The sequence below is a fragment of the Hoeflea sp. TYP-13 genome (genome assembly GCF_040932035.1).
GTDB lineage: Bacteria > Pseudomonadota > Alphaproteobacteria > Rhizobiales > Rhizobiaceae > Hoeflea_A.
The window spans coordinates 445,894-464,481 of the sequence record NZ_JBFRBB010000002.1 but is presented as its reverse complement, the minus strand read 5'-3'; the positions used below and the strand labels follow the sequence as shown (position 1 = coordinate 464,481).

General features: G+C 57.9%; 19 protein-coding genes. 9 read left to right on the top strand and 10 right to left on the bottom strand.

The features are described 5' to 3' along the window. Positions 1-8: 8 nt before the first annotated feature. Positions 9-1,286: a dihydroorotase gene (locus ABVT35_RS12555; protein ID WP_368466865.1), complete on the bottom strand. Its 1,278-nt coding sequence runs from the start codon at positions 1,284-1,286 to the stop codon at positions 9-11. Further along, a complete protein-coding gene (locus tag ABVT35_RS12550; protein WP_368466863.1) occupies positions 1,283-2,221 on the bottom strand; it encodes an aspartate carbamoyltransferase catalytic subunit in 939 nt (312 codons plus the stop codon). The genes ABVT35_RS12555 and ABVT35_RS12550 overlap by 4 nt, the downstream gene beginning before the upstream one ends. A gap of 148 nt (positions 2,222-2,369) precedes the next feature. On the opposite strand from ABVT35_RS12550, the gene ABVT35_RS12545 reads away from it, so the two are divergent. Next, entirely contained in the window at positions 2,370-4,022 is a 1,653-nt protein-coding gene (locus tag ABVT35_RS12545) for an acyl-CoA dehydrogenase family protein (protein ID WP_368466861.1), read from the top strand. On the opposite strand, the gene ABVT35_RS12540 is transcribed toward ABVT35_RS12545, so the two are convergent. Continuing rightward, a complete protein-coding gene (locus tag ABVT35_RS12540; RefSeq protein ID WP_368466859.1) occupies positions 4,004-4,939 on the bottom strand; it encodes an AEC family transporter in 936 nt (311 codons plus the stop codon). The two genes, ABVT35_RS12545 and ABVT35_RS12540, sit on opposite strands and share 19 nt — an antisense overlap. 247 nt (positions 4,940-5,186) lie before the next feature. Here ABVT35_RS12540 and ABVT35_RS12535 point away from each other — a divergent pair, with 247 nt between their 5' ends. Then, on the top strand, positions 5,187-5,570 hold the full coding sequence (locus tag ABVT35_RS12535) for a DUF6105 family protein (protein ID WP_368466857.1): 384 nt from the start codon (positions 5,187-5,189) through the stop codon (positions 5,568-5,570). Here the strand turns inward: ABVT35_RS12535 and ruvX are convergent. Further along, the gene (ruvX, locus tag ABVT35_RS12530; RefSeq protein ID WP_368466855.1) at positions 5,519-6,001 is read right to left on the bottom strand and encodes a Holliday junction resolvase RuvX; all 483 of its coding nucleotides are present in this window, start codon (positions 5,999-6,001) and stop codon (positions 5,519-5,521) included. The genes ABVT35_RS12535 and ruvX overlap by 52 nt on opposite strands. A 117-nt stretch (positions 6,002-6,118) precedes the next feature. Here ruvX and ABVT35_RS12525 point away from each other — a divergent pair, with 117 nt between their 5' ends. The 5 genes from ABVT35_RS12525 (at position 6,119) to ABVT35_RS12505 (ending at position 10,743) form a co-directional block, all read left to right on the top strand. Then, positions 6,119-6,826 (top strand): metal-dependent hydrolase, encoded by a 708-nt coding sequence (locus ABVT35_RS12525; protein ID WP_368466853.1) that lies wholly within the window; start codon positions 6,119-6,121, stop codon positions 6,824-6,826. A 93-nt stretch (positions 6,827-6,919) separates the two neighbouring features. Continuing rightward, positions 6,920-7,207: an Asp-tRNA(Asn)/Glu-tRNA(Gln) amidotransferase subunit GatC gene (gene gatC, locus ABVT35_RS12520; protein WP_368466851.1), complete on the top strand. Its 288-nt coding sequence runs from the start codon at positions 6,920-6,922 to the stop codon at positions 7,205-7,207. Between the two features lie 99 nt (positions 7,208-7,306). Next, positions 7,307-8,788, top strand: coding sequence for an Asp-tRNA(Asn)/Glu-tRNA(Gln) amidotransferase subunit GatA (gene gatA / locus ABVT35_RS12515; protein ID WP_368466849.1), 1,482 nt, complete (start codon positions 7,307-7,309; stop codon positions 8,786-8,788). A gap of 140 nt (positions 8,789-8,928) precedes the next feature. Beyond that, positions 8,929-9,342, top strand: a complete 414-nt coding sequence (locus tag ABVT35_RS12510) for a PaaI family thioesterase (protein WP_368466847.1) — start codon at positions 8,929-8,931, stop codon at positions 9,340-9,342. A gap of 156 nt (positions 9,343-9,498) precedes the next feature. After that, positions 9,499-10,743: an adenylate/guanylate cyclase domain-containing protein gene (locus ABVT35_RS12505; RefSeq protein ID WP_368467857.1), complete on the top strand. Its 1,245-nt coding sequence runs from the start codon at positions 9,499-9,501 to the stop codon at positions 10,741-10,743. A gap of 137 nt (positions 10,744-10,880) precedes the next feature. Here ABVT35_RS12505 and ABVT35_RS12500 read toward each other — a convergent pair whose 3' ends face one another. The 3 genes from ABVT35_RS12500 to ABVT35_RS12490 form a co-directional block, all read right to left on the bottom strand. Next, positions 10,881-11,798, bottom strand: a complete 918-nt coding sequence (locus ABVT35_RS12500) for a DUF930 domain-containing protein (RefSeq protein WP_368466844.1) — start codon at positions 11,796-11,798, stop codon at positions 10,881-10,883. 70 nt (positions 11,799-11,868) lie between these two features. After that, on the bottom strand, positions 11,869-13,545 hold the full coding sequence (locus tag ABVT35_RS12495; RefSeq protein ID WP_368466842.1) for an adenylate/guanylate cyclase domain-containing protein: 1,677 nt from the start codon (positions 13,543-13,545) through the stop codon (positions 11,869-11,871). A gap of 264 nt (positions 13,546-13,809) precedes the next feature. Continuing rightward, complete coding sequence (locus ABVT35_RS12490; protein WP_368466840.1) at positions 13,810-14,061, bottom strand: hypothetical protein; 252 nt, start codon at positions 14,059-14,061, stop codon at positions 13,810-13,812. Positions 14,062-14,358: 297 nt separating this feature from the next. Here ABVT35_RS12490 and ABVT35_RS12485 point away from each other — a divergent pair, with 297 nt between their 5' ends. Continuing rightward, entirely contained in the window at positions 14,359-15,186 is an 828-nt protein-coding gene (locus ABVT35_RS12485; protein WP_368466838.1) for an SDR family NAD(P)-dependent oxidoreductase, read from the top strand. Beyond that, positions 15,187-16,173 carry an AraC family transcriptional regulator ligand-binding domain-containing protein gene (locus tag ABVT35_RS12480; RefSeq protein ID WP_368466835.1) on the top strand — a complete coding sequence of 329 codons (987 nt, stop codon included), beginning with the start codon at positions 15,187-15,189 and terminating at the stop codon, positions 16,171-16,173. A gap of 150 nt (positions 16,174-16,323) precedes the next feature. On the opposite strand, the gene ABVT35_RS12475 is transcribed toward ABVT35_RS12480, so the two are convergent. The 3 genes from ABVT35_RS12475 to ABVT35_RS12465 all read right to left on the bottom strand — a co-directional run bounded on the left by ABVT35_RS12475 (position 16,324) and on the right by ABVT35_RS12465 (position 18,586). Further along, positions 16,324-16,845: a GNAT family N-acetyltransferase gene (locus ABVT35_RS12475; protein ID WP_368466833.1), complete on the bottom strand. Its 522-nt coding sequence runs from the start codon at positions 16,843-16,845 to the stop codon at positions 16,324-16,326. A gap of 176 nt (positions 16,846-17,021) precedes the next feature. Continuing rightward, on the bottom strand, positions 17,022-17,795 hold the full coding sequence (gene phnE / locus ABVT35_RS12470) for a phosphonate ABC transporter, permease protein PhnE (protein ID WP_368466831.1): 774 nt from the start codon (positions 17,793-17,795) through the stop codon (positions 17,022-17,024). 8 nt (positions 17,796-17,803) lie between these two features. Further along, positions 17,804-18,586, bottom strand: a complete 783-nt coding sequence (locus ABVT35_RS12465) for a phosphonate ABC transporter ATP-binding protein (RefSeq protein ID WP_368466829.1) — start codon at positions 18,584-18,586, stop codon at positions 17,804-17,806. Positions 18,587-18,588 lie beyond the last annotated feature (2 nt).

The following is an 18,588-nucleotide window of genomic DNA, read 5'->3' as shown; positions in this document are numbered from 1 at the left end:
AGTTTGCGCTATTTGCTTTCGAAAACAAACTTTCCGGCAACCATTGTGGCGGTTACGCGGCCCTGAAAACGGGCATCCTCGAACGGCGTGTTTTTGGACCGGGAGTGCAATTCATCCTTGGCGACCAGCCACGGTTCGTCGAGATCGACAATGGCAAGATCAGCGCGGCTGTCCGGTTTCAATGAGCCCGCATCGAGGCCGAATATCCGGGCCGGGCGGGTGGACATGGCATCGATCAGTCTCATGAGCGGCACGTCGCCGCTGTGGTGGAGCCGCAGGGCCGCCGCCAGCAGTGTTTCCAGTCCGATCGCGCCGTCGGCGGCATCGGCAAAGGGAAGTCTTTTGGTGTCGACGTCCTGCGGATCGTGGGATGAAACGATGATGTCGATGTCACCGCTCTCAAGCGCTTCAACCATCGCCCGCCGGTCGTCTTCGCTGCGAAGCGGCGGAGACAATCTGAAGAAGGTCCGGTACTCGCCGATATCGTTTTCGTTCAGGCTGATGTGGTTGATCGAAACGCCACAGGTGACCGAGGTGCCGCGCGCCCTTGCGCTACGGATCGCCTCGACCGATTCGGACGTGGAAATCTTGGCCGCGTGATAACGGGCGCCGGTTAGCTCCGCGAGCCTCAAATCGCGCTCCAGCGGGATGATCTCGGCTTCTCTGGGAATGCCCTCAAGGCCAAGCCAGCTTGCAAAAAGGCCCTCGTTCATGACGCCTTGGGCGGCTAGGTATTCGTCCTGTGTTTCACAGGCGACGACAAGTCCGAAGTCCCGTGCATAGGTGAGGGCGCGGCGCAGAACTAGTGTATTGCCGACGGTGTTGCGGCCGTTTGTCAGCATCACGGCACCGGCATCCCGCAGCAGACCGAACTCGGTAAGTTCGCTACCGTTCAAGCCCTTTGTCATGGCGGCGGACGGATAAATATTGACACTGGCCTGTTCCCGCGCGGTGCGCAGCACAAATTCCACCAGTGCAACATCGTCAATGGCCGGCGAGGTATCCGGCATCATTATAAGCGACGTAACACCGCCGGCAGCGGCGGCATGGCTGACGGAGGCGATGGTTTCTCGGTGTTCGGCACCCGGTTCGCCGACAAAAACGCGGGCATCGACAAGACCGGGTATGATCAATTTGCCGCCGCAGTCGATCTCGTCAGCGCCCTTTGGCATGCTTGCGTCACCGCAGGCTGTTATGCGTCCATTTTCGACAACGACCTGGCCCGTTGTGTCCATATCCTGCGACGGATCGATGATGCGGGCGTTTTTAAGGACGGTGATTGTCACAGTGCCGGCCCTCCGTTGCCTGACAGCACCAGGGTCTCCATAACAGCCATGCGCACCGCCAATCCCATCTCTACCTGTGCCTCGATCACGCTTTGCGGTCCGTCGGCGATTTCTGAAGCGATTTCGACGCCCCGGTTCATGGGGCCGGGATGCATGACAAGAGCATCCGGACGGGCGAGCGCCAGTTTTTGTGCATCGAGGCCGAAGTAGCGGAAATATTCACGAACCGAAGGCACGAAGGAACCTGTCATCCGTTCGCGCTGCAGCCGAAGCATCATGACAACGTCCGCGTCGCGCAGACCCTCTTCCATGCGGTGGAACACCTCGACACCCATCTGCGCGATCCCGGTGGGCAAAAGCGTCGATGGAGCAATGACGCGTATGGTTGCGCCGAGTGCATTTAACAAAATTATGTTCGACCGAGCGACACGGCTGTGGAGCACGTCGCCACAAATGGTAACGACAAGGCCTGAAATGCGGCCCTTCTCACGGCGGATTGTCAGTGCGTCGAGCAGCGCCTGCGTCGGGTGTTCATGGGCACCGTCGCCGGCATTGATAACCGAGCAGCCGACCTTTTGTGCCAGAAGCGCAGCTGCGCCGGCGGAGGCATGGCGCACGACCAATATGTCCGGATGCATGGCGTTGAGGGTCATCGCCGTGTCGATCAGCGTCTCACCCTTTTTGACCGACGAGTTTCCGACAGACATATTCATGACATCTGCGCCGAGGCGTTTGCCGGCGAGTTCGAAAGAGGCCTGGGTGCGGGTTGACGCCTCGAAAAAGAGATTTATCTGTGTGAGGCCCCGCAAGGTTGAGGTTTTCTTTTCCCGTTGCCTGCTCAGCTTGACAGCTTCGTCCGCCTTGTCGAGAAGAAACGAGATATCCAATTCCGAGAGCCCGTTGATGCCAAGCAGGTGGCGATGGGGAAAAACCATGGATAGTACTCGCAAATTTTGTCGATTGGCGCTTCTATAGGCGTCATATTCGAAATGGGCAAGAAATCGACGCAACAGTAATGGATGATCCCCGTCCAATCGTATCCAACAGCAATTCCGGGAAAGACCGAGTAAAAACGTGACCCATATGTCAAAACCGACCGTGAACCGTGTAACGCATGAGGTTCTCAATCAGCCCAAGCCCTTTTCGGGGATCAACGCCTACAAGTCCGACCCGATGATTTGCGAAGTCGCGAATCAGATGCCCAAGGAACTGCGCGATGAGTTCTCAGCCATCGGACGATTCGTAACGACATCCGAGGCCCAGGACCTTGCGCGGATTGCCAATCAGTCGACACCGGAACTCAAGACTTTCGATTTGTCCGGGAACCGGATCGATCAGGTGGAGTTCCACCCCGCCTATCACGCGCTCATGCGCCGCTCCTCCAGCAACGGTCTTCATTGCTCGATCTGGGAAAAAAGGCCTCAGGAAAAAGGCATTGCCCATCAGGCGCGTGGCATACGGTTTTTCCTGACGGCGGGAATGGAGTGCGGTCATCTTTGTCCGATCACCATGACCAGCGCTTCAATGGCTGCTATTCAGACGAACCCATCTGTCCACAAGATATGGGCGCCGAAAATCCTGTCGCGCACCTATGATTCGTCACAGCGGCCGATCGCTCGGAAAAACAGTGCAACGGTCGGCATGGGAATGACCGAGAAACAGGGCGGTACTGATGTCAGGGCCAATACCAGCTCCGCCGAGAAGGTCGGTGAGGGCGTCTATCGCCTGACCGGCCACAAGTGGTTCATGTCAGCTCCAATGAGCGATGCTTTTTTGATGCTGGCGCAGATGCCTGAAGGGCTCGGCTGTTTTCTGGTTCCACGTTTTCTGGAAGACGGCAAGGCCAACGGTCTTCAGTTCCAGAGACTGAAGGACAAGCTCGGGAACCGCTCGAATGCCTCAAGCGAGGTCGAATTCGCAAACTCCTATGGCTACCTGCTTGGCGATCCGGGCAAGGGTGTTCGCACGATCCTTGAAATGGTGACGCTGACCCGGCTCGACTGTGCGCTTGCCTCGGCCGGAATCATGCGTGCGTCGCTTGCCGAGGCGGTCCATTACTGCAGGCAAAGAAGGGCATTCGGCAAGCCGCTTGCCGACCAGCCACTCATGTCACGCGTGATGGCAGATATGGCGCTGGATGTGGCTGCGGTGACCGCCCTCGTAATGCGCCTTGCCCGGGCCTTCGACAACGCAGCGACGGACGAGCAGGAGGCAGCCTATGCCCGGGTGATGACCCCGGTGGTCAAGTACTGGGTCTGCAAGCTGGCGCCGCCTTTGATCTATGAAGCAATGGAATGCATGGGCGGCAACGGCTACGTGGAAGACAGAGCCCTGGCACGGCATTACCGCGAGGCGCCGGTCAATGCGATCTGGGAAGGTTCAGGCAATGTTATGGCGCTCGATCTCCTGCGTGCGCTTGGCCAGGACCCGAAACAGCTGGAGGCGGTTATCACTGCGATTGCCGCCGATCTCGGTCCGTTCTCAAAACGCACGGTGGATGTGTTGACAGCGGCAACGGCCCTTTGTCAGCGCGATGAGGGCGCGGCTCGAATGCTGGCCGAGCAACTTGCCTATTCAGCGGCGGCGGCTGAACTTTATCGCATGGGAGCCGGGCGCATCGCCGACGCCTTTGCCGAATCGCGGCTGGCGGGCGCGTGGCGCACGACATACGGCATGCTCGATATGCGATTTGACGCAGCGCAGATCGTCTCGCTGCTCTACCCGGAAGCTGTATAGCCGGCGATGTAAATGATCAGCGGTATTGTGAAAAACGATGCCGCCGTCTGCAGGGTGGCGATGGTCGCGTAAAGCGGTGCATCGCCACCCATTTGCCTCGCAAGCAGATAGCCGTTCATGGCGGCCGGCACGCTGCCGCATATGGCCAGGATCATCAGTGTTTCGCCGCGGGCGCCGACAAGCCACGACATGGCCGTGAGCACGGCAGGAAAGACAAAAAGCTTCAGGACCACCGGAAGAATTGCGATCGGCGGCGGTTTGATGGTGTCGCGAATGCGAAGACCGGCACCCACCATGAGCAAGCCCATGCCGAGGGCCGCGCTGGCGACGAGGTCGATAGCCTGTTCGACCGGTGCATAGACCGGAATTGCCAGCAGATTGAAGGCGATGCCTGCGGCTGACGCGAGAATGAGCGGATTTGTCACCAGCCGCCATGCCAGTCTTCGCATGTCGCGATCGGGACTGACGAACCAGATGAGCATGGCGACGTTGCCGAAATTGATGGGAATGACAATGATCGCCATGACGAGGGCGGTCAGAGCGAGGCCCGTCTCGCCGTAGATCTTGTTTGCTATCGCCAGAGCGACAAAACCGTTCCAGCGCGTAGCTGTTTGAAAAACCGTGGAGTAGGCGGCGCCCGACACGCCGTTTTGGCGTATCAGCGGCCACAGGGCGAGCATCAATGCAAACATGACGGCGACGGTGAGAAGCGTGCCGACGCTGACTTCGGTCAGTTCAAGGCCACTGAAATCAGCGCGATAAAGGGTCAGAAAAAGAAGGGCAGGGAAGAGGACGTAATATCCGACTTCCTCGAGACCGTGCCAGACATTGCGGTCGACAATCGGCAGCCGCTTGAGGATTACGCCCAACAGCACAATCAGAAATATGGGCAGAATGCTCTCAAATATCGGTAACATGGGAAAAACCGCAGACTTGCAAAAGACACAGTGTCATAGCGCCCGGTACGGCCCTGCACAAGCAGCGCCGGATGTGGCGGCCCTGTGAATATTAACCTTAATAAATAGTTTACGTTGCGCGGTGCGGCGAATGGGATCAATCTTTTGACAGCCGTACCGCGCCCGATAGCGCCGCGGCTGCATATACGATGCATTTTCAAGCTGCTCCGGCGGAAAACGGGGCCGACTGCCGAGGAGGGCAGGTCGCATGAAGTGGTTCCTGATATTGTGGTTTGCACCGATCCTGTTTTTGGGGTCCTGGTATGGCTTGTCTTACCACGACATCAATTTCGGCTTCATCATGCTTTCCCGTCAGGTTCACGATCTGGTGTTCCAGATCTATGGCGACATGCTTGGCATGCGGCCGGAAAGCATTCCACCGCTGCTGCTCAAAGCCATCATAGTCGACAGCTTCATTGTGCTCGGTATTGCTTGCTTCCGCTGGCGCAAAAAGATCATTGCGTGGGTAAAGGCGCGTTACGCAGCTTATTTCGCAGTGCCGGAAGAAACCGCCTATGCGGCGGTGCCATCAGACACGGTTTACTCCGCATTGCCGGCGGACAGCGAAGAAAGCCTGTCCAAAGCCCCCTGAAGGATGAATGCGGCGGCCGCCGCATCGATACGGCCGGCGCGTTTTTTTCGCGAAACATCCATCTCAAGAAGCGCCCGTTCGGCAGCGACGGTCGATAGGCGTTCGTCCCAGAACGCAAAGTCCATGTCGGCCTTGGCTTCAAGGTTGCGGACAAAGGCGCGCGTTGCCTGGGCTCTCGGGCCTTCGCTTCCGTCCATATTGACCGGCAGGCCGATTACGCAGGCACCAACGTGTTCCGCCCGGAGCAGCGCGAGGAGCTTTTCCGCGTCTTTGGTGAACTTTGTCCGCCGCAGCACTTCTCTCGGCGTGGCAAGGGAGAGTCCGAGATCGCTGACAGCAATTCCGATCGTCTTTGTTCCGAGATCAAGACCAGCCAATACCTTTCCATCCGGCAGTTCGGCGGCAAGCTCTTCCAGCGATTTGATACTCATGGGTACAATTCCTTTTAGGGACCGGGTTGGTGCTTTTCATGATTGCTGTCAAGCTCTAAGCTCCCTTTACGAACCTTCGATCTGACTGAAAAACAACAAATCTGGTGAGGCGATCCGATGAAAATTCAGTGGCTGGGACATTCGGCGTTCCGTGTGGAAACTGCTAAGGCGACGATCCTGATCGACCCGTTCTTTACCGGCAATCCCAGTTTTGAAGGGCTGGATATGAAAGATGCGGCGAAGGATGTGACTCACATCGTCCTGACCCATGGCCACGGAGATCATGTGGGCGACACGGTCGAGGTCGCCAAGCAGACCGGTGCGACGGTGATCACCAACTATGATCTGTGCATGTGGCTCGGACATCATGGTGGCCTGGAAAAGCTGGACCCGACCAATACCGGCGGCACGGTCAGCCATGACGGGTTTTCCGTAACCTTCGTCGACGCACTCCATTCGTCGGCTCACATCACCAGTGACGGCGTGTCCCATTGTCTCGGCAATCCCAACGGGGTCGTTCTGCATTTCGACGATGAGGCGACGCTCCTTCACATGGGCGACACCGATATCTTTTCCGACATGGCGCTGATTAACGAACTGCACCGGCCTGATATCGGCATCGTGCCCATTGGCGACCGTTTCACCATGGGCGGAGCTGTAGCCGCGCTGGCCTGTCGCCGGTATTTCAATTTCTCTAGCGTCATTCCGTGCCATTACGGAACGTTTCCGATCATTGACCAGACAGCGGACAAATTCATCGCTGCCATGGAAGACGGTGCCGGTGCGGTCAAAACCCCTGACGTCGGCGGTCTGCTCGATCTTTGACAAAATATGGCGGGCCAGCGGCTTTTCCTTGCCCTTCGAGGGCGGCGCGGTTATAGCGACGATCAAACAATCATCATCTGGAGCTGAACCCCGATGTCTGTCGATCTTGCAACGGTCAAACGCGTTGCCCACCTTGCCCGCATTGCCGTGAGCGATGAAGAAGCGGCGAGAATGGAAGGCGAACTCAACACCATTTTGGGTTTTGTTGAGCAACTCAATGAAGTCGATGTCGAGGGCGTTGAGGCCATGACGTCCGTCATGCCGATGCCGATGAAAAAGAGAGACGACGTCGTAAATGACGGCGGCAAGGCGAGCGACATTGTTGCCAATGCGCCGGAAAGCGACGAGAACTTCTTCCTTGTTCCCAAGGTTGTCGAATAGAACTGACGAAGCGGACGGCCCGGCGGGATACGGCATTACATGCGCAAGCAGCCAGCCCCAAGGCCGAATTGCCTGTTGCCTGAAGAGTGACTACGAAACATGAGCGATCTGACACGCCTGACAATTGCCGAAGCGCGCGAAAAACTGCGCAACAAGGACATCACCTCAACAGAGCTGACGGGTGCCTATCTTACGGCAATCGAGGCTGCCAATCCGTCCCTCAATGCCTATGTGGCGGTGACCGCCGACAAAGCACGCGACCAGGCAGCGCGCTCAGACCAAAAGCTGGCAAAAGGCGAGGGCGGCGCGCTGGAAGGCATTCCGCTTGGTATCAAGGATCTGTTCGGCACCGAGGGTGTCCACACTCAGGCCTGCAGCCATATCCTCGACGGCTTCAAGCCGCGCTATGAATCGACCGTAACGTCCAATCTGTGGGCGGACGGCGCGGTGATGCTCGGCAAGCTCAACATGGACGAGTTCGCCATGGGCTCGTCCAACGAAACCTCCTACTATGGCCCGGTGACCAATCCGTGGCGCGGCAAGGACAACAACAAGGCGCTGGTGCCGGGCGGATCGTCCGGTGGCTCGGCCGCCGCCGTATCGGCGCATCTTTGCGCCGGCGCGACAGCAACTGACACTGGTGGTTCGATCCGCCAGCCCGCCGCCTTTACCGGAACCGTCGGCATCAAGCCGACCTATGGCCGTTGTTCACGCTGGGGCATCGTTGCCTTTGCGTCATCACTCGATCAGGCAGGGCCGATCACCCGCGATGTGCGTGATTCCGCGATCATGCTCAAATCCATGGCATCGAGCGATCCGAAGGACACCACTTCCGTCGACATGCCGGTTCCCGATTACGAGGCCGCGATCGGCCAGTCGATCAAGGGCATGCGTATCGGCATTCCGAAGGAATACCGTCTCGACGGCATGCCGGAGGAAATCGAGACCCTCTGGCAAAAGGGCATTGCATGGATGAAGGATGCCGGCGCCGAGATCGTTGAGATTTCGCTGCCGCACACCCATTACGCCCTGCCGGCCTACTATATTGTCGCGCCAGCAGAGGCCTCATCGAACCTTGCCCGCTATGACGGTGTTCGCTATGGCCTTCGAAAGCCCGGCAACGATATTGTCGAAATGTATGAAAAGACCCGCGCGGCCGGTTTCGGCCCCGAGGTCAAACGGCGCGTCATGATCGGTACCTACGTGCTGTCGGCGGGCTATTATGACGCCTATTACCTGCGCGCCCAGAAAGTCCGCACGCTGATCAAGCGTGACTTCGAGACGGTTTTCCATGACGGTGTCGATGCCATCCTGACGCCGGCGACACCGTCTGCCGCTTTCGGGATCGCCGATCAGGACATGGCTGCCGATCCGGTCAAGATGTACCTCAACGACATTTTTACGGTGACTGTGAACATGGCCGGGCTTCCGGGCATTGCCGTTCCTGCCGGTCTTGACGATAGCGGTCTGCCGCTTGGCCTGCAGCTGATCGGCAAGCCTTTCGATGAGGAAACGCTCTTCCGCCTTGCCAATGTGGTTGAAAAGGCGGCCGGACGCTTCGAAGCCGATAAATGGTGGTAGCCGCAAAGCACTGCCGTATCCTGACATTCACCGACAAACAGCTGGCGGCTTGCAACTCTTCTTAAGCCGGTTGAAGATGTCGGCGCCTCAACCTTTGTTGACGTGCCGCAGCCATTCAACCCGTTCTTCGAGGAATTGCGATGTCCGAAATACCAGCCGGTTTTGAAGTTGTGTCCCGCAGCAGCCCCTATATCGATATGGTCGGGCCGCTTTACTACAAGCTGACCGACGAAGGGCTGCAGATCGGCTTCTTTGCGGAAGAAAAACACTGCAATTCCAGAGGTTTCGTGCATGGCGGTTTCTTAAGCACCGTCGCCGATATTGCGCTCGGTTACGGCGCCGGCGGCTTTCCCGACATTAACCGGCCGATGGTCACGACGAGCATCACCATCGATTTTGCCGGCAGCGCCCAAAAGGGTGACTGGGTCGTCTACAAGACAGATGTGCAGAAAGTCGGCCGCATGGCCGCTTTCGCCAACACCTATGCGCATGTCGGCGAAAAGCGCATCGTCAGGGCAAGCGGGATATTCACTGTTCTGGATGGGAGAGGGTGAGCGGCCCTGGCAGTGGGTGACTTAGGCTCACCGCCAGCGTTCTATAGGAATGCTGACATTTGGGCGTTGCAGCGCTCTGACGATCGTTGCATTGAAGTTCGCCCAATGAGAGATTGGCATTAGAAGAAACTATGCCGGCAAGGGAAAAATTTGACGGTGTTAAAGCGGATTCGTGCCTGGTATGCATATGTGCCAACAGACTTGCCGGCCGGCGAAGCCCGCATCTTTGCGGGCGCCAAGATTGGCTATAGCGCCTGGATGGTCGTCCAGGGTTTATCGGCATATATCTTTCTGCAGCTCGATCAAAACGTTCTCGCCGCTTACAACGGGGCCGGCGTGCTTCTCACAGCCTTCTGTTTTTACTGTCTCGTTTCCGGTCGGCCTGACATCGGTTTCCACCTTGTAAATGGCCAGAACATTGTCGGTGTCATCCTCGTCACGCTTTTTATCGGGCTGAAGCCGGCATTCTTTTTGTTTGGTTTGGTTGGACTGGTCTATAGCCCCTTGAGCGAATGGGTGAGCCGGCGGACTCAAGCGGTCCTCATGAGCGCCAACGCTGCAGCGTTCATCGGCGCAATCGCTCTCGGCCTGACGGTGCCCCCCGTCGCTGAACTGCCGCCTTTGTGGAATTTGATCTTTGCGACGGTCAACGGTGCAGCGACGGCAGCATTGTTGCTGATGGTGGTGCTTACTTATCGTCATGCTGTGGATGTGGCGGAAGCTGCTCTGGAATCGGAGTTTCGCAAATCAGAGGCGCTTCTGCACAATATAATGCCACCGGCGGTAGCCGAACGGCTGAAACAGAACCCGAAAGTCATTGCCGACAGTCACAAGCAGGTGACGATCCTGTTTGCCGACATTGTTGGATTTACCGTGATGGCCGGACGATCCTCACCAGAGGCGCTGGTGACCCTGCTGAACAGGATATTCAGCCGGTTCGATGCTTTGGTTGACAGCTTGGATCTTGAAAAAATAAAGACGATCGGCGACGCCTATATGGTGGTGGCCGGGCTTCCGGCTGCGCGGCACGACCACGCTGAAGCAATCGCAAGACTGGCCCTGAAAATGATGGTGGCAGCCGAACAGGTATCGCAGGAAACGGGCAAGCGCCTGCAGATCCGCGTCGGCATTCACTCCGGACCTGTTGTGGCTGGCGTGATCGGACAGAAAAAGTTTGCCTACGATCTATGGGGCGACACCGTAAACATCGCCGCACGAATGGAAAGCCACGGCGAAACCGGGAAAATACAAATCAGTGCCGACACCGCTAAACTGTTGGACGAAAGATTTGAGCTGGAACCGCGCGGCACGATCGAGATCAAAGGGAAGGGGCAGATGGCAACGTACTTCCTGATCGGTGAGCGAACAGTAACACAACCCGACGTACAAAATATTCAGTGACCTGCCGGAAATAGTCAGGATCCCAACGGTTCCGTGGCAAATGGCGGTGTTGCTTCAGTTCGTTTGCGTGGCGGCGGCATGGTTCGACCGGACTCTGTTAGCGAGCCCCCTCAGATTGCCGTCGAAAGTATCCCGGCCTATGACGCAGGTAGACCGCGACCCGCCCATTCGGCGGGTGGAATAGGTGCCCCGACATCGTATTCAAAGGAAACGACCCTGGTTGCGGCCTCATCGACTTCACACCGGAATTTTAAATTAAACCACCGGGTGTTGGACCGGAATGCCCCCTTTTGCACCTGCAACACTGTTCCCTCATCCAGCCGATAGGCTGGCAGAATGTCCGGCCAGTAAGCCTGAGGGGAGTCCAGGAGCTGACGACGCAACTCCGTGGCGCAAAGGTCACCGGCACGGATTCCGCGCGGGAGGTCCGCCATCGCGGTTGTCGCAACCGGGCTCTTGTCATCGTGCAACGAACGCACTGTTTCGGTCGTTTCCGCCGGTTTTTGCGGTTCATCCCCGGCCTCCGGCACTGCTGTCGCCTCTAGGCTTGGCGCTTCGCGCACGTCGACAGTGTGCTCCGGTGTAGCGGCCTCTTGCAGCGGCTCCTCGGAGGGTGGCGTCTCGGTTGTCGGTGAACCGCTCAGTGCATCGCCATCTGCAGTTTCGCTGGGGCCCGCATTCTTTTCGCCGAACTGATACACGGGACGAAGTGCCGGGAGAGCTTGCACTTCCGCCTGATCGACCGAAGCGGTTTCTTCCATGCCGGACGTTGGCTCGGTCGCCGGTTCGGCGTTCTGCTGCTCTTCCCCGAGCGCGTCTTCCTCGGGATGCACCAATTGAATCTGGATCGCTTCCGGTCCTTCAGCTTCCATCCTCGCCTGCGGCAGGCCAAAAATCAGCAGGGTCAATATGATCGCATGCATGATGGCCGAGGCGACGGCACCGGGCGTAATTTTCTGCGAGAATCTCTTGACCGTCCGCAACATGGCAAAATCAATATAGTGCGGCTTGCCGGAAATAACACCGCACCAGGTCGCGGCCCGATTTACGGTCACCTTCCGACTGATGCTTAGTGGACAAAGCGCGGTTGGCCAGATGCGCTTTTTTACCTCCGGCCGGCTGTGGTCATTCTGGCAGGCCAGCCTTTCGCAGACCGTCGAAGTAACGTTCACCACCTGCGGAGCCGCCGTAATCATTCATGGTCCTCCAGGAGGAGATCGTTCGGTCGGGCACCAATTCCCGATAGGCGGACAATGCGGCAGCGGCCTTTTCAGGTTTGCCGGAGTTCGCATACGCTGCTGCCAGCACCGAATATAGCGATGCATAGGTGCTGGATAGTTCGAGCCCCTCATTGGCCATCCTGATTGCTGTGGCATCGTCGCCCAACTGGAGGGATGCAATCGCCGCACCGCCCTTTGCTGGCGCTGAAAACGGATGGGCTTTACCGAAACGTTCGAATTTTCTGAAGCAATCCAGGGCAGTCGAAGTCTCTCCGCACCAGAGGGAGCACCAGGCCGCATAATGCAGGACGTGCGCATCAGACGCCGACACGCGCAGAGCATCTGTTATTGCGTTACGCAATGGCGCTGCATCCGAACTCGATTTGAAATTGGCGAGTGCAATACCGATACCAAGAATGGGACTGCGGCCGGTCAGACGACTGCCCTGGGCGACCCAATCGGGAAAATACTCCTCGTAGAAGGGCAAAACGCTCTTAAGGCCGATTGACATCCCCGCACAGGTTGTCCAGATCGCCTCACCATAGGCGTCCGCCAGATCCGCGTCTTTTTCGATCGCCTGCATATAGCTGGTCAACGAGTCCACAAATGATTGTGAATCGCCAAGCCGAAGTTGCATGAAACCCTGGACCAGACATTCCTCCGCCGTCCGGTCTTCCAGTCGGATGCGCGACATGCGATCTCTCTCCGCATCGAGCATCCTGGTGATGACATCCAATGCCGCCGCCTCGGCCGTTCTGTCCTGCCAGTCGAAACAATTCGCCAGATCCCCGTCGAACTTGCGTGCCCAGATCTGCGTACCGCCCGGCTCGAACAAACGAGCCTCCAACCGCAGGCGGTCGCCATGGCTTCGGAGCGTGCATTTCAGTACGTAGTCTCTTGCGTGCTGCAGCTCGCTCACCGCAACGACCAGCCAGCGCACTGCAGTGAGCGTCGCATCCAAATCGCCCGTCAGACCTTCCGCCAATTCGCGGACGTCTGTCCGTTCGTCTGAAGTTGCGACAGGCAGAATCGCAAGGTGTGGATAGCCGGTAGAGCGGCCGCGCGTTGGGGCGTTCGAAGCCTCAGAGGGCGTCGTTGTCTTTACCCACACACGCATTGGCTTTGCTACGTTCTTTAACGTTTGCTCACCTGTGTCGGCAAAGGATGGAGTCAGGGTGCCGTCCAGGCTTGAATATGCCGAGTCTGAGACGGCGATACCACCAGGCTCGGCCAAAGCCTCCAGCCTCGCGGCGACGTTAACGCCGTCGCCGAATATATCCTCATCCTCATGAACCACATCGCCTATGTGTACCCCAATTCGCAGTGCGATGAGTGGATGCCCGGTCAGACGATCTTGCACTTGTATGGCACAATTCACCGCCTCGACGACAGAGCTGAATTCCACCAGCCACCCATCGCCCATCGATTTGACGATCCTGCCGTGATGCCCGGCCACCGTCGGTCCGAACACCTCTGCCCGAAATGCGCGCAAAGCAGCGAGCGCGCCGGCCTCATCGGCGCCAATCATGCGCGTATAACCCACAACATCGGCTGCAAGGACCGCTGCCAAGTGACGTTCCATATATGACCTCAGAGACGATGCTTTTCGACCGCAACTGTATCACCGATATACAATAGCCTTTCGGTCATGACTACCTGCTGCAATAAGCGAAAGTGCTGCAGAGGCAACTGAGGTATTGGAACTCGGAGCTCTCCACGCAGTACAGAGGGACCGGACTCAGGTTGCAGGCTTGCGGCCGTCACTCACGGTCCATAGCGGATGTTCGCAAGCGTCCCGGCGGATGTTGCCGGCGCCAATCACAACATTCCCATCCCGTCGTCTTTGCTATCGCCTCCGCGCCCATCGCAGCAATGAGAGTATCGCGATCCCCATCCATAACAGCTCGATCAAAATCGCACCCGCGTTGGGGCGGTACCAAAGCGAAACGAGGATCATAAAAGCGCCTCCCAAATTGATCAGATGAAACGCAGGACGTTCGGCACTTACCCATGCACGCGAAACGGCGAGATAGGCGCCGGCGATAAGAAACGAACCGACGATGCCGACCCAATCGATGAATGTGAGGTCAAAAAGCATGGGAAGGAGACTATGCAAATGCTGAAGATGAGGAAAGTATGCTACCAACGGCCTTGCAAGAAGGTGCTGCGCCGCAGCTTATTGCGGCTTCGTTCGCGGAGCGACCATTCGCGTTCATATATTTCGTGCTTTTATCAGTGTGCATCGCGGCGAACGTCCGCTTCGAGCCCGAAGCTGACGCGTCCGGAGTTGACCAGTAATTCACTTTTGGCGCGAAATGGTTTTCATTTGGCGTAATATGATTTCGAATCTTGCGCTCCCCCGCCTATCTCCGAGACCAGCAAGAGGAGATCACCCATGGCAGACTCTCAAATCATACTCATCACGGGCGCGTCGGATGGCTTCGGGCACCTCGTAGCGGAAAAGCTGCTCGCCAAAGGCCACACTGTTTACGCAACTGCTCGGCGCACCGACAGAATGTGCGACTTGCAAGACAAGGGCGCCCACGTCTTGCATCTGGACGTGACGAATACGGAAGAAGTACAGAAGGTCGTCGACCAGCTCATAGCCGAACAAGGGCGCATCGACGTGTTGGTTAATAATGCCGGTTTCGGTCAATACGGCGTTGTCGAGGCGGTGAGCGAAGAACAACTCAAATATCAGTTCGACGTCAACGTGTTTGGCATGCACCGCCTGCAGCAAGCTGTTCTGCCGCACATGCGCAAAGCCCGCTCGGGCAAGATCATCAACCTTGGGTCGATTGTCAGCCATGTCTCGGCACCTATCCTTGGCTGGTATGCCTCGACCAAACACGCAATCAAGGGCATGACTGAGGCGCTGCGCATGGAAGTCCGCGACTTGGGCATCGATGTAGTCGAAATCGAACCGGGTGCGGTGCGCACAGGCTTCGAAGAGGTTGCTTTCGACGCGTTGGACAAGGTCCAAGCGCCGAGTGACTATGACACCGTGGTTAAGGGTATGACCAACGCGTCGCGGAACATGTACAAGTCCGCTCCTGGTCCGGAAAGAACGGCCAACGCCATCGTCACTGCGATCGAAGCGAGCCGCCCTCGGGCCGTGTACAAGACCACAACGGATTCTCACATTCTGCCGCTCATAAAGCGCTTAATCGGTGACCATCGCTATGGTGCGATGAACCTCTGGATGGCTCGGAGAACGCTCTGAATGCCGCGCCGCTTCAAACTTGATCCGGGCTTCCGAGTGATCCTTGCGGAGTTGAAAGTGGACCCGCGAGAGATGATATCGCGTGCAGGCCTCCCGCCCATCTTTCTGCACTACGATCCCGCCGCATTGACCGGTCCCGAATACTTGCGGCTCTGGGAAGCCCTCTGCGAGATGTGCGATCCGGTCGATCTTGCACTAACTGCCGCGAAACTGGCGGCGTTGACGGGATTCAGCCCATCACTCTTCGCCGCCACCTGCAGCCCAACCTATGAAATTGCGGTGGATCGGCTGCGGGCATACAAGTCCCTGCTTGGTCCATTTACGCTGCGTCTTGAAAGAACCGAGGACGTGCTTTCGATCACACCTGAGCCAGCACCCGAACTTGATTACCTGCCCGGCAGCTTGGCTGCCGCTGAGGTAGCCTTTCAGCAAGCGCTTATCACACATGCTCTCCGAGAGGCGGTCAATCCAGTCCGCGTTGTTATGCCACCCGAGTTCGCCAGCGACACAAGGGTAAAGGTGTTTTTCGGTGTGTTGCCACATGCCGGGACCGAGGCCAGCATCTCCTACAGTTTGAGGGATGCCAGGAAGCCGTTTCTGACTCACGATTCATCCATGTGGGACTTTTTTGAGCCCGAGCTTCAGCGCCGCTTGAGCGCGGTGAATGCGCACAGTTCTGCGGTCGAAATGACGCGTGCGGCGCTGATCGAGCTGCTGCCATCGGGCGAAAGCGCGATTGGAGCAGTCGCAAAACGCATAGCGCACAGCCCGCGGACACTGCAACGCCGATTGGACGAAGAGGGAGCCACCTTCAAACAAATTCTGGGTGAGGTGCGCAGAGACCTTGCTTTAGCGTATATCGAGAAAGACACGGCCACGCCAGACATCGCCTTCCTGTTGGCATACAACGAGATCAACTCCTTCACGCGTGCCTTCAAAGGCTGGGAGGGAATGACGCCCGATGCCTACAGAGCGCGGCATCGATGAAATCGAGCAACGTCCGCTTGGTCCGCACAGCCGACCTTCGCCACTTTATTATTCCCGGTTGAACCGTTTGCATTGCGGTGAAGGTCGGCTCTAAGCCCAAGGCAGACACAGCATTTGTTGATAGAACAACTGTGATTATCACGGCAGCAATCAATCTGCCTTCGGGTGAACCCAAACCTCAGCATCTGGTTCGTGGTCAGTACGAGTGCCATCAGTCACGGCTCCAAGACGTTTTGCGACTGCCCGCGAACGATGGTTTTCGTGATGAATGTAGCTCACTAACTGATTGAACCCATGGCACCGTTGCGCCCAGCTACGAACGGCCTGCGCGGCTTCGGTTGCGTATCCATTGCCTTCCGCCCCATCAAAGAGATGCCATGCCAACTCTACTTGCGGCCAGCCGGAATGCTTGAGCAGCCCCACCCGACCTAGTGGAGAGCTGCCATTACGCGGAACCAATGTAAAAAACCCGAATCCGTGCCAGTGCCAATGGCCGATACCCGTTAGAAAACCGAACCAAGCTTGTTCCTTGCTGACTGTTTCGTCTTGCGCCTGCATTCTTGGAGAACTTGTCATGAAGCGCGTGAAGTCAGGCAGATCGCTTCTTCGTGGGCCGCGCAATGTTAACCTTTCCGTTTGCAGGATTGGCGCAGACGTTAAAGGTTCGGGCATGGCGGACTCCATTCTGACCAACCTGTTGGTTCCCATGTGACGTGACGACTAGATTAACACGCAAATTTCGGTTTCTAAGCGAATGACCGCTTTCTCCCAAACGCTGCCAATCGTTATGGCGGCCCGATATCTGCTCCGGTGAAAAGCAGCGGCGATTTGACGGTGATACGGTTTGCCTATCGCAACACCCGTCTCAGCCCGTAGGTGACGGCCTCTATGGCGATAACCATGACGAGGATGACGATCGTCAGTGTGGCGACCTTCTGATACTGGAAGGAGCGGATATAGGTCTGGATATAGAAGCCGATGCCGCCGGCGCCGACAAGACCCAGGACCAGGCTTTCGCGCAAATTCAGCTCGAAGCGGAACATGACGTCGCGCAGAAGATCGGGCGCGATTTGGGGCAGGGTCCCGAACCAGTGAATCTGGAAGGCCGACGCACCCGAACTGCTGAGTGCCGCGAGCGGTCTGGTGTCGACGGATTCAAACGCCTCGGCGAAGAATTTTGCCAGCATGCCTGTTGAATGGAAGGCGATCGCCAGGACACCCGGCAGCGGGCCAAGGCCAACCGCGCCGACCATGATCATGGCAACCAGGATGAGCGGAATGCCGCGAATGGCGGCAAGCAGCCATTTGACGCTCACATGGACCCAGGCGGGCGTCACCGTTCCGGCGGCGAGAAGACCGAGCGGGATCGAGGCGGCGATGCTGAGCGCGGTTCCGATGAGGGCGATTTCAACGGTCTCGATTGCAGCTTCAGTAACGATGCCAAGCACGCTGAGGTCGGGCGGTACCATACGCTGCAGGAAGTCCAGCAACCTGCCGCCGCTGGTGCCGAGCCGGGCCGTGTCGAGGCCGAGATGGTTCCAGGCGAGAACCACGGCAAGGCCGATGGCGGCGGTCATCAGAAATCCGTAGCGGCCGCTGCCGCCTGTTGGTTGCGTGACCATGGACGTACTCAGACCGATGCAGGTTTGTTGTGGGCGGCCAATGGGTCGGCCATCTCTTCGTAGACCGCCATGACCTGTGCGGCGCTCGCCGGAGAACTTTCTTCATCCAGAATGACAGAACCCTCCGACAGGGCGATGATCCGGTCCACATAGGTGCGCACCAGCATCGGCTGGTGGGTGGTGATGATCAGCGTTGCCTGCCGCAATTCGCAGACCTTTACCAGAAGATCGAGGATTTCGCGGGCGCGGACCGGGTCGAGATTGCTGATCGGCTCGTCGGCGAGGATCATGCCCGGCTGCTGTGCAAGGCAGCGGGCTATAGCAACACGCTGGCGCTGTCCGCCGCTGAGTTCGTCGGCGCGCCGGTGCATCAATTCCTGCAGGCCGGTTTCCTCGATCGCGGTGAGGATCTGCTTGTAGTCTTCCGGCGTTAGCCGGCCGAAGACCGAGCGGGCCGTGGAAAGATGGCCGAGGCGGCCGTTGCGGACATTCTCAAACACGGTCTGGCGCTCGATGAGGGCAAACTCCTGAAAGACAAAGCCGATCTTGCGCGAAAATGTGCGGCCCGGCGTCCTGCGGCTGCTGATCGTCTCGCCAAGAACGACGGCCTTGCCCGACCAGTTCCTCAGCCGCCCGTCGATCAGCTTCAGCAGTGTCGATTTGCCGGCACCCGAAGGGCCGATGAGTGCGACGCGCTCGCCGGATCCGATTTCAAGGCGCCCGATATCCAGTGCCGGCTCGTCACCGGACTTGTAACCGAAATGGATATTTTCAAGCGACAGCGCCTGCACGG

Coding starts and splice junctions, on each gene's coding strand:
- ABVT35_RS12550 (WP_368466863.1), bottom strand. CDS start 2,221: ATGGTTTTTCCCCATCGCCACCTGCTTGGCATCAACGGGCTCTCGGAA.
- ABVT35_RS12545 (WP_368466861.1), top strand. CDS start 2,370: ATGTCAAAACCGACCGTGAACCGTGTAACGCATGAGGTTCTCAATCAG.
- ABVT35_RS12540 (WP_368466859.1), bottom strand. CDS start 4,939: ATGTTACCGATATTTGAGAGCATTCTGCCCATATTTCTGATTGTGCTG.
- ABVT35_RS12535 (WP_368466857.1), top strand. CDS start 5,187: ATGAAGTGGTTCCTGATATTGTGGTTTGCACCGATCCTGTTTTTGGGG.
- ruvX (WP_368466855.1), bottom strand. CDS start 6,001: ATGAGTATCAAATCGCTGGAAGAGCTTGCCGCCGAACTGCCGGATGGA.
- ABVT35_RS12525 (WP_368466853.1), top strand. CDS start 6,119: ATGAAAATTCAGTGGCTGGGACATTCGGCGTTCCGTGTGGAAACTGCT.
- gatC (WP_368466851.1), top strand. CDS start 6,920: ATGTCTGTCGATCTTGCAACGGTCAAACGCGTTGCCCACCTTGCCCGC.
- gatA (WP_368466849.1), top strand. CDS start 7,307: ATGAGCGATCTGACACGCCTGACAATTGCCGAAGCGCGCGAAAAACTG.
- ABVT35_RS12510 (WP_368466847.1), top strand. CDS start 8,929: ATGTCCGAAATACCAGCCGGTTTTGAAGTTGTGTCCCGCAGCAGCCCC.
- ABVT35_RS12495 (WP_368466842.1), bottom strand. CDS start 13,545: ATGGAACGTCACTTGGCAGCGGTCCTTGCAGCCGATGTTGTGGGTTAT.
- ABVT35_RS12490 (WP_368466840.1), bottom strand. CDS start 14,061: ATGCTTTTTGACCTCACATTCATCGATTGGGTCGGCATCGTCGGTTCG.
- ABVT35_RS12485 (WP_368466838.1), top strand. CDS start 14,359: ATGGCAGACTCTCAAATCATACTCATCACGGGCGCGTCGGATGGCTTC.
- ABVT35_RS12480 (WP_368466835.1), top strand. CDS start 15,187: ATGCCGCGCCGCTTCAAACTTGATCCGGGCTTCCGAGTGATCCTTGCG.
- ABVT35_RS12475 (WP_368466833.1), bottom strand. CDS start 16,845: ATGCCCGAACCTTTAACGTCTGCGCCAATCCTGCAAACGGAAAGGTTA.
- phnE (WP_368466831.1), bottom strand. CDS start 17,795: ATGGTCACGCAACCAACAGGCGGCAGCGGCCGCTACGGATTTCTGATG.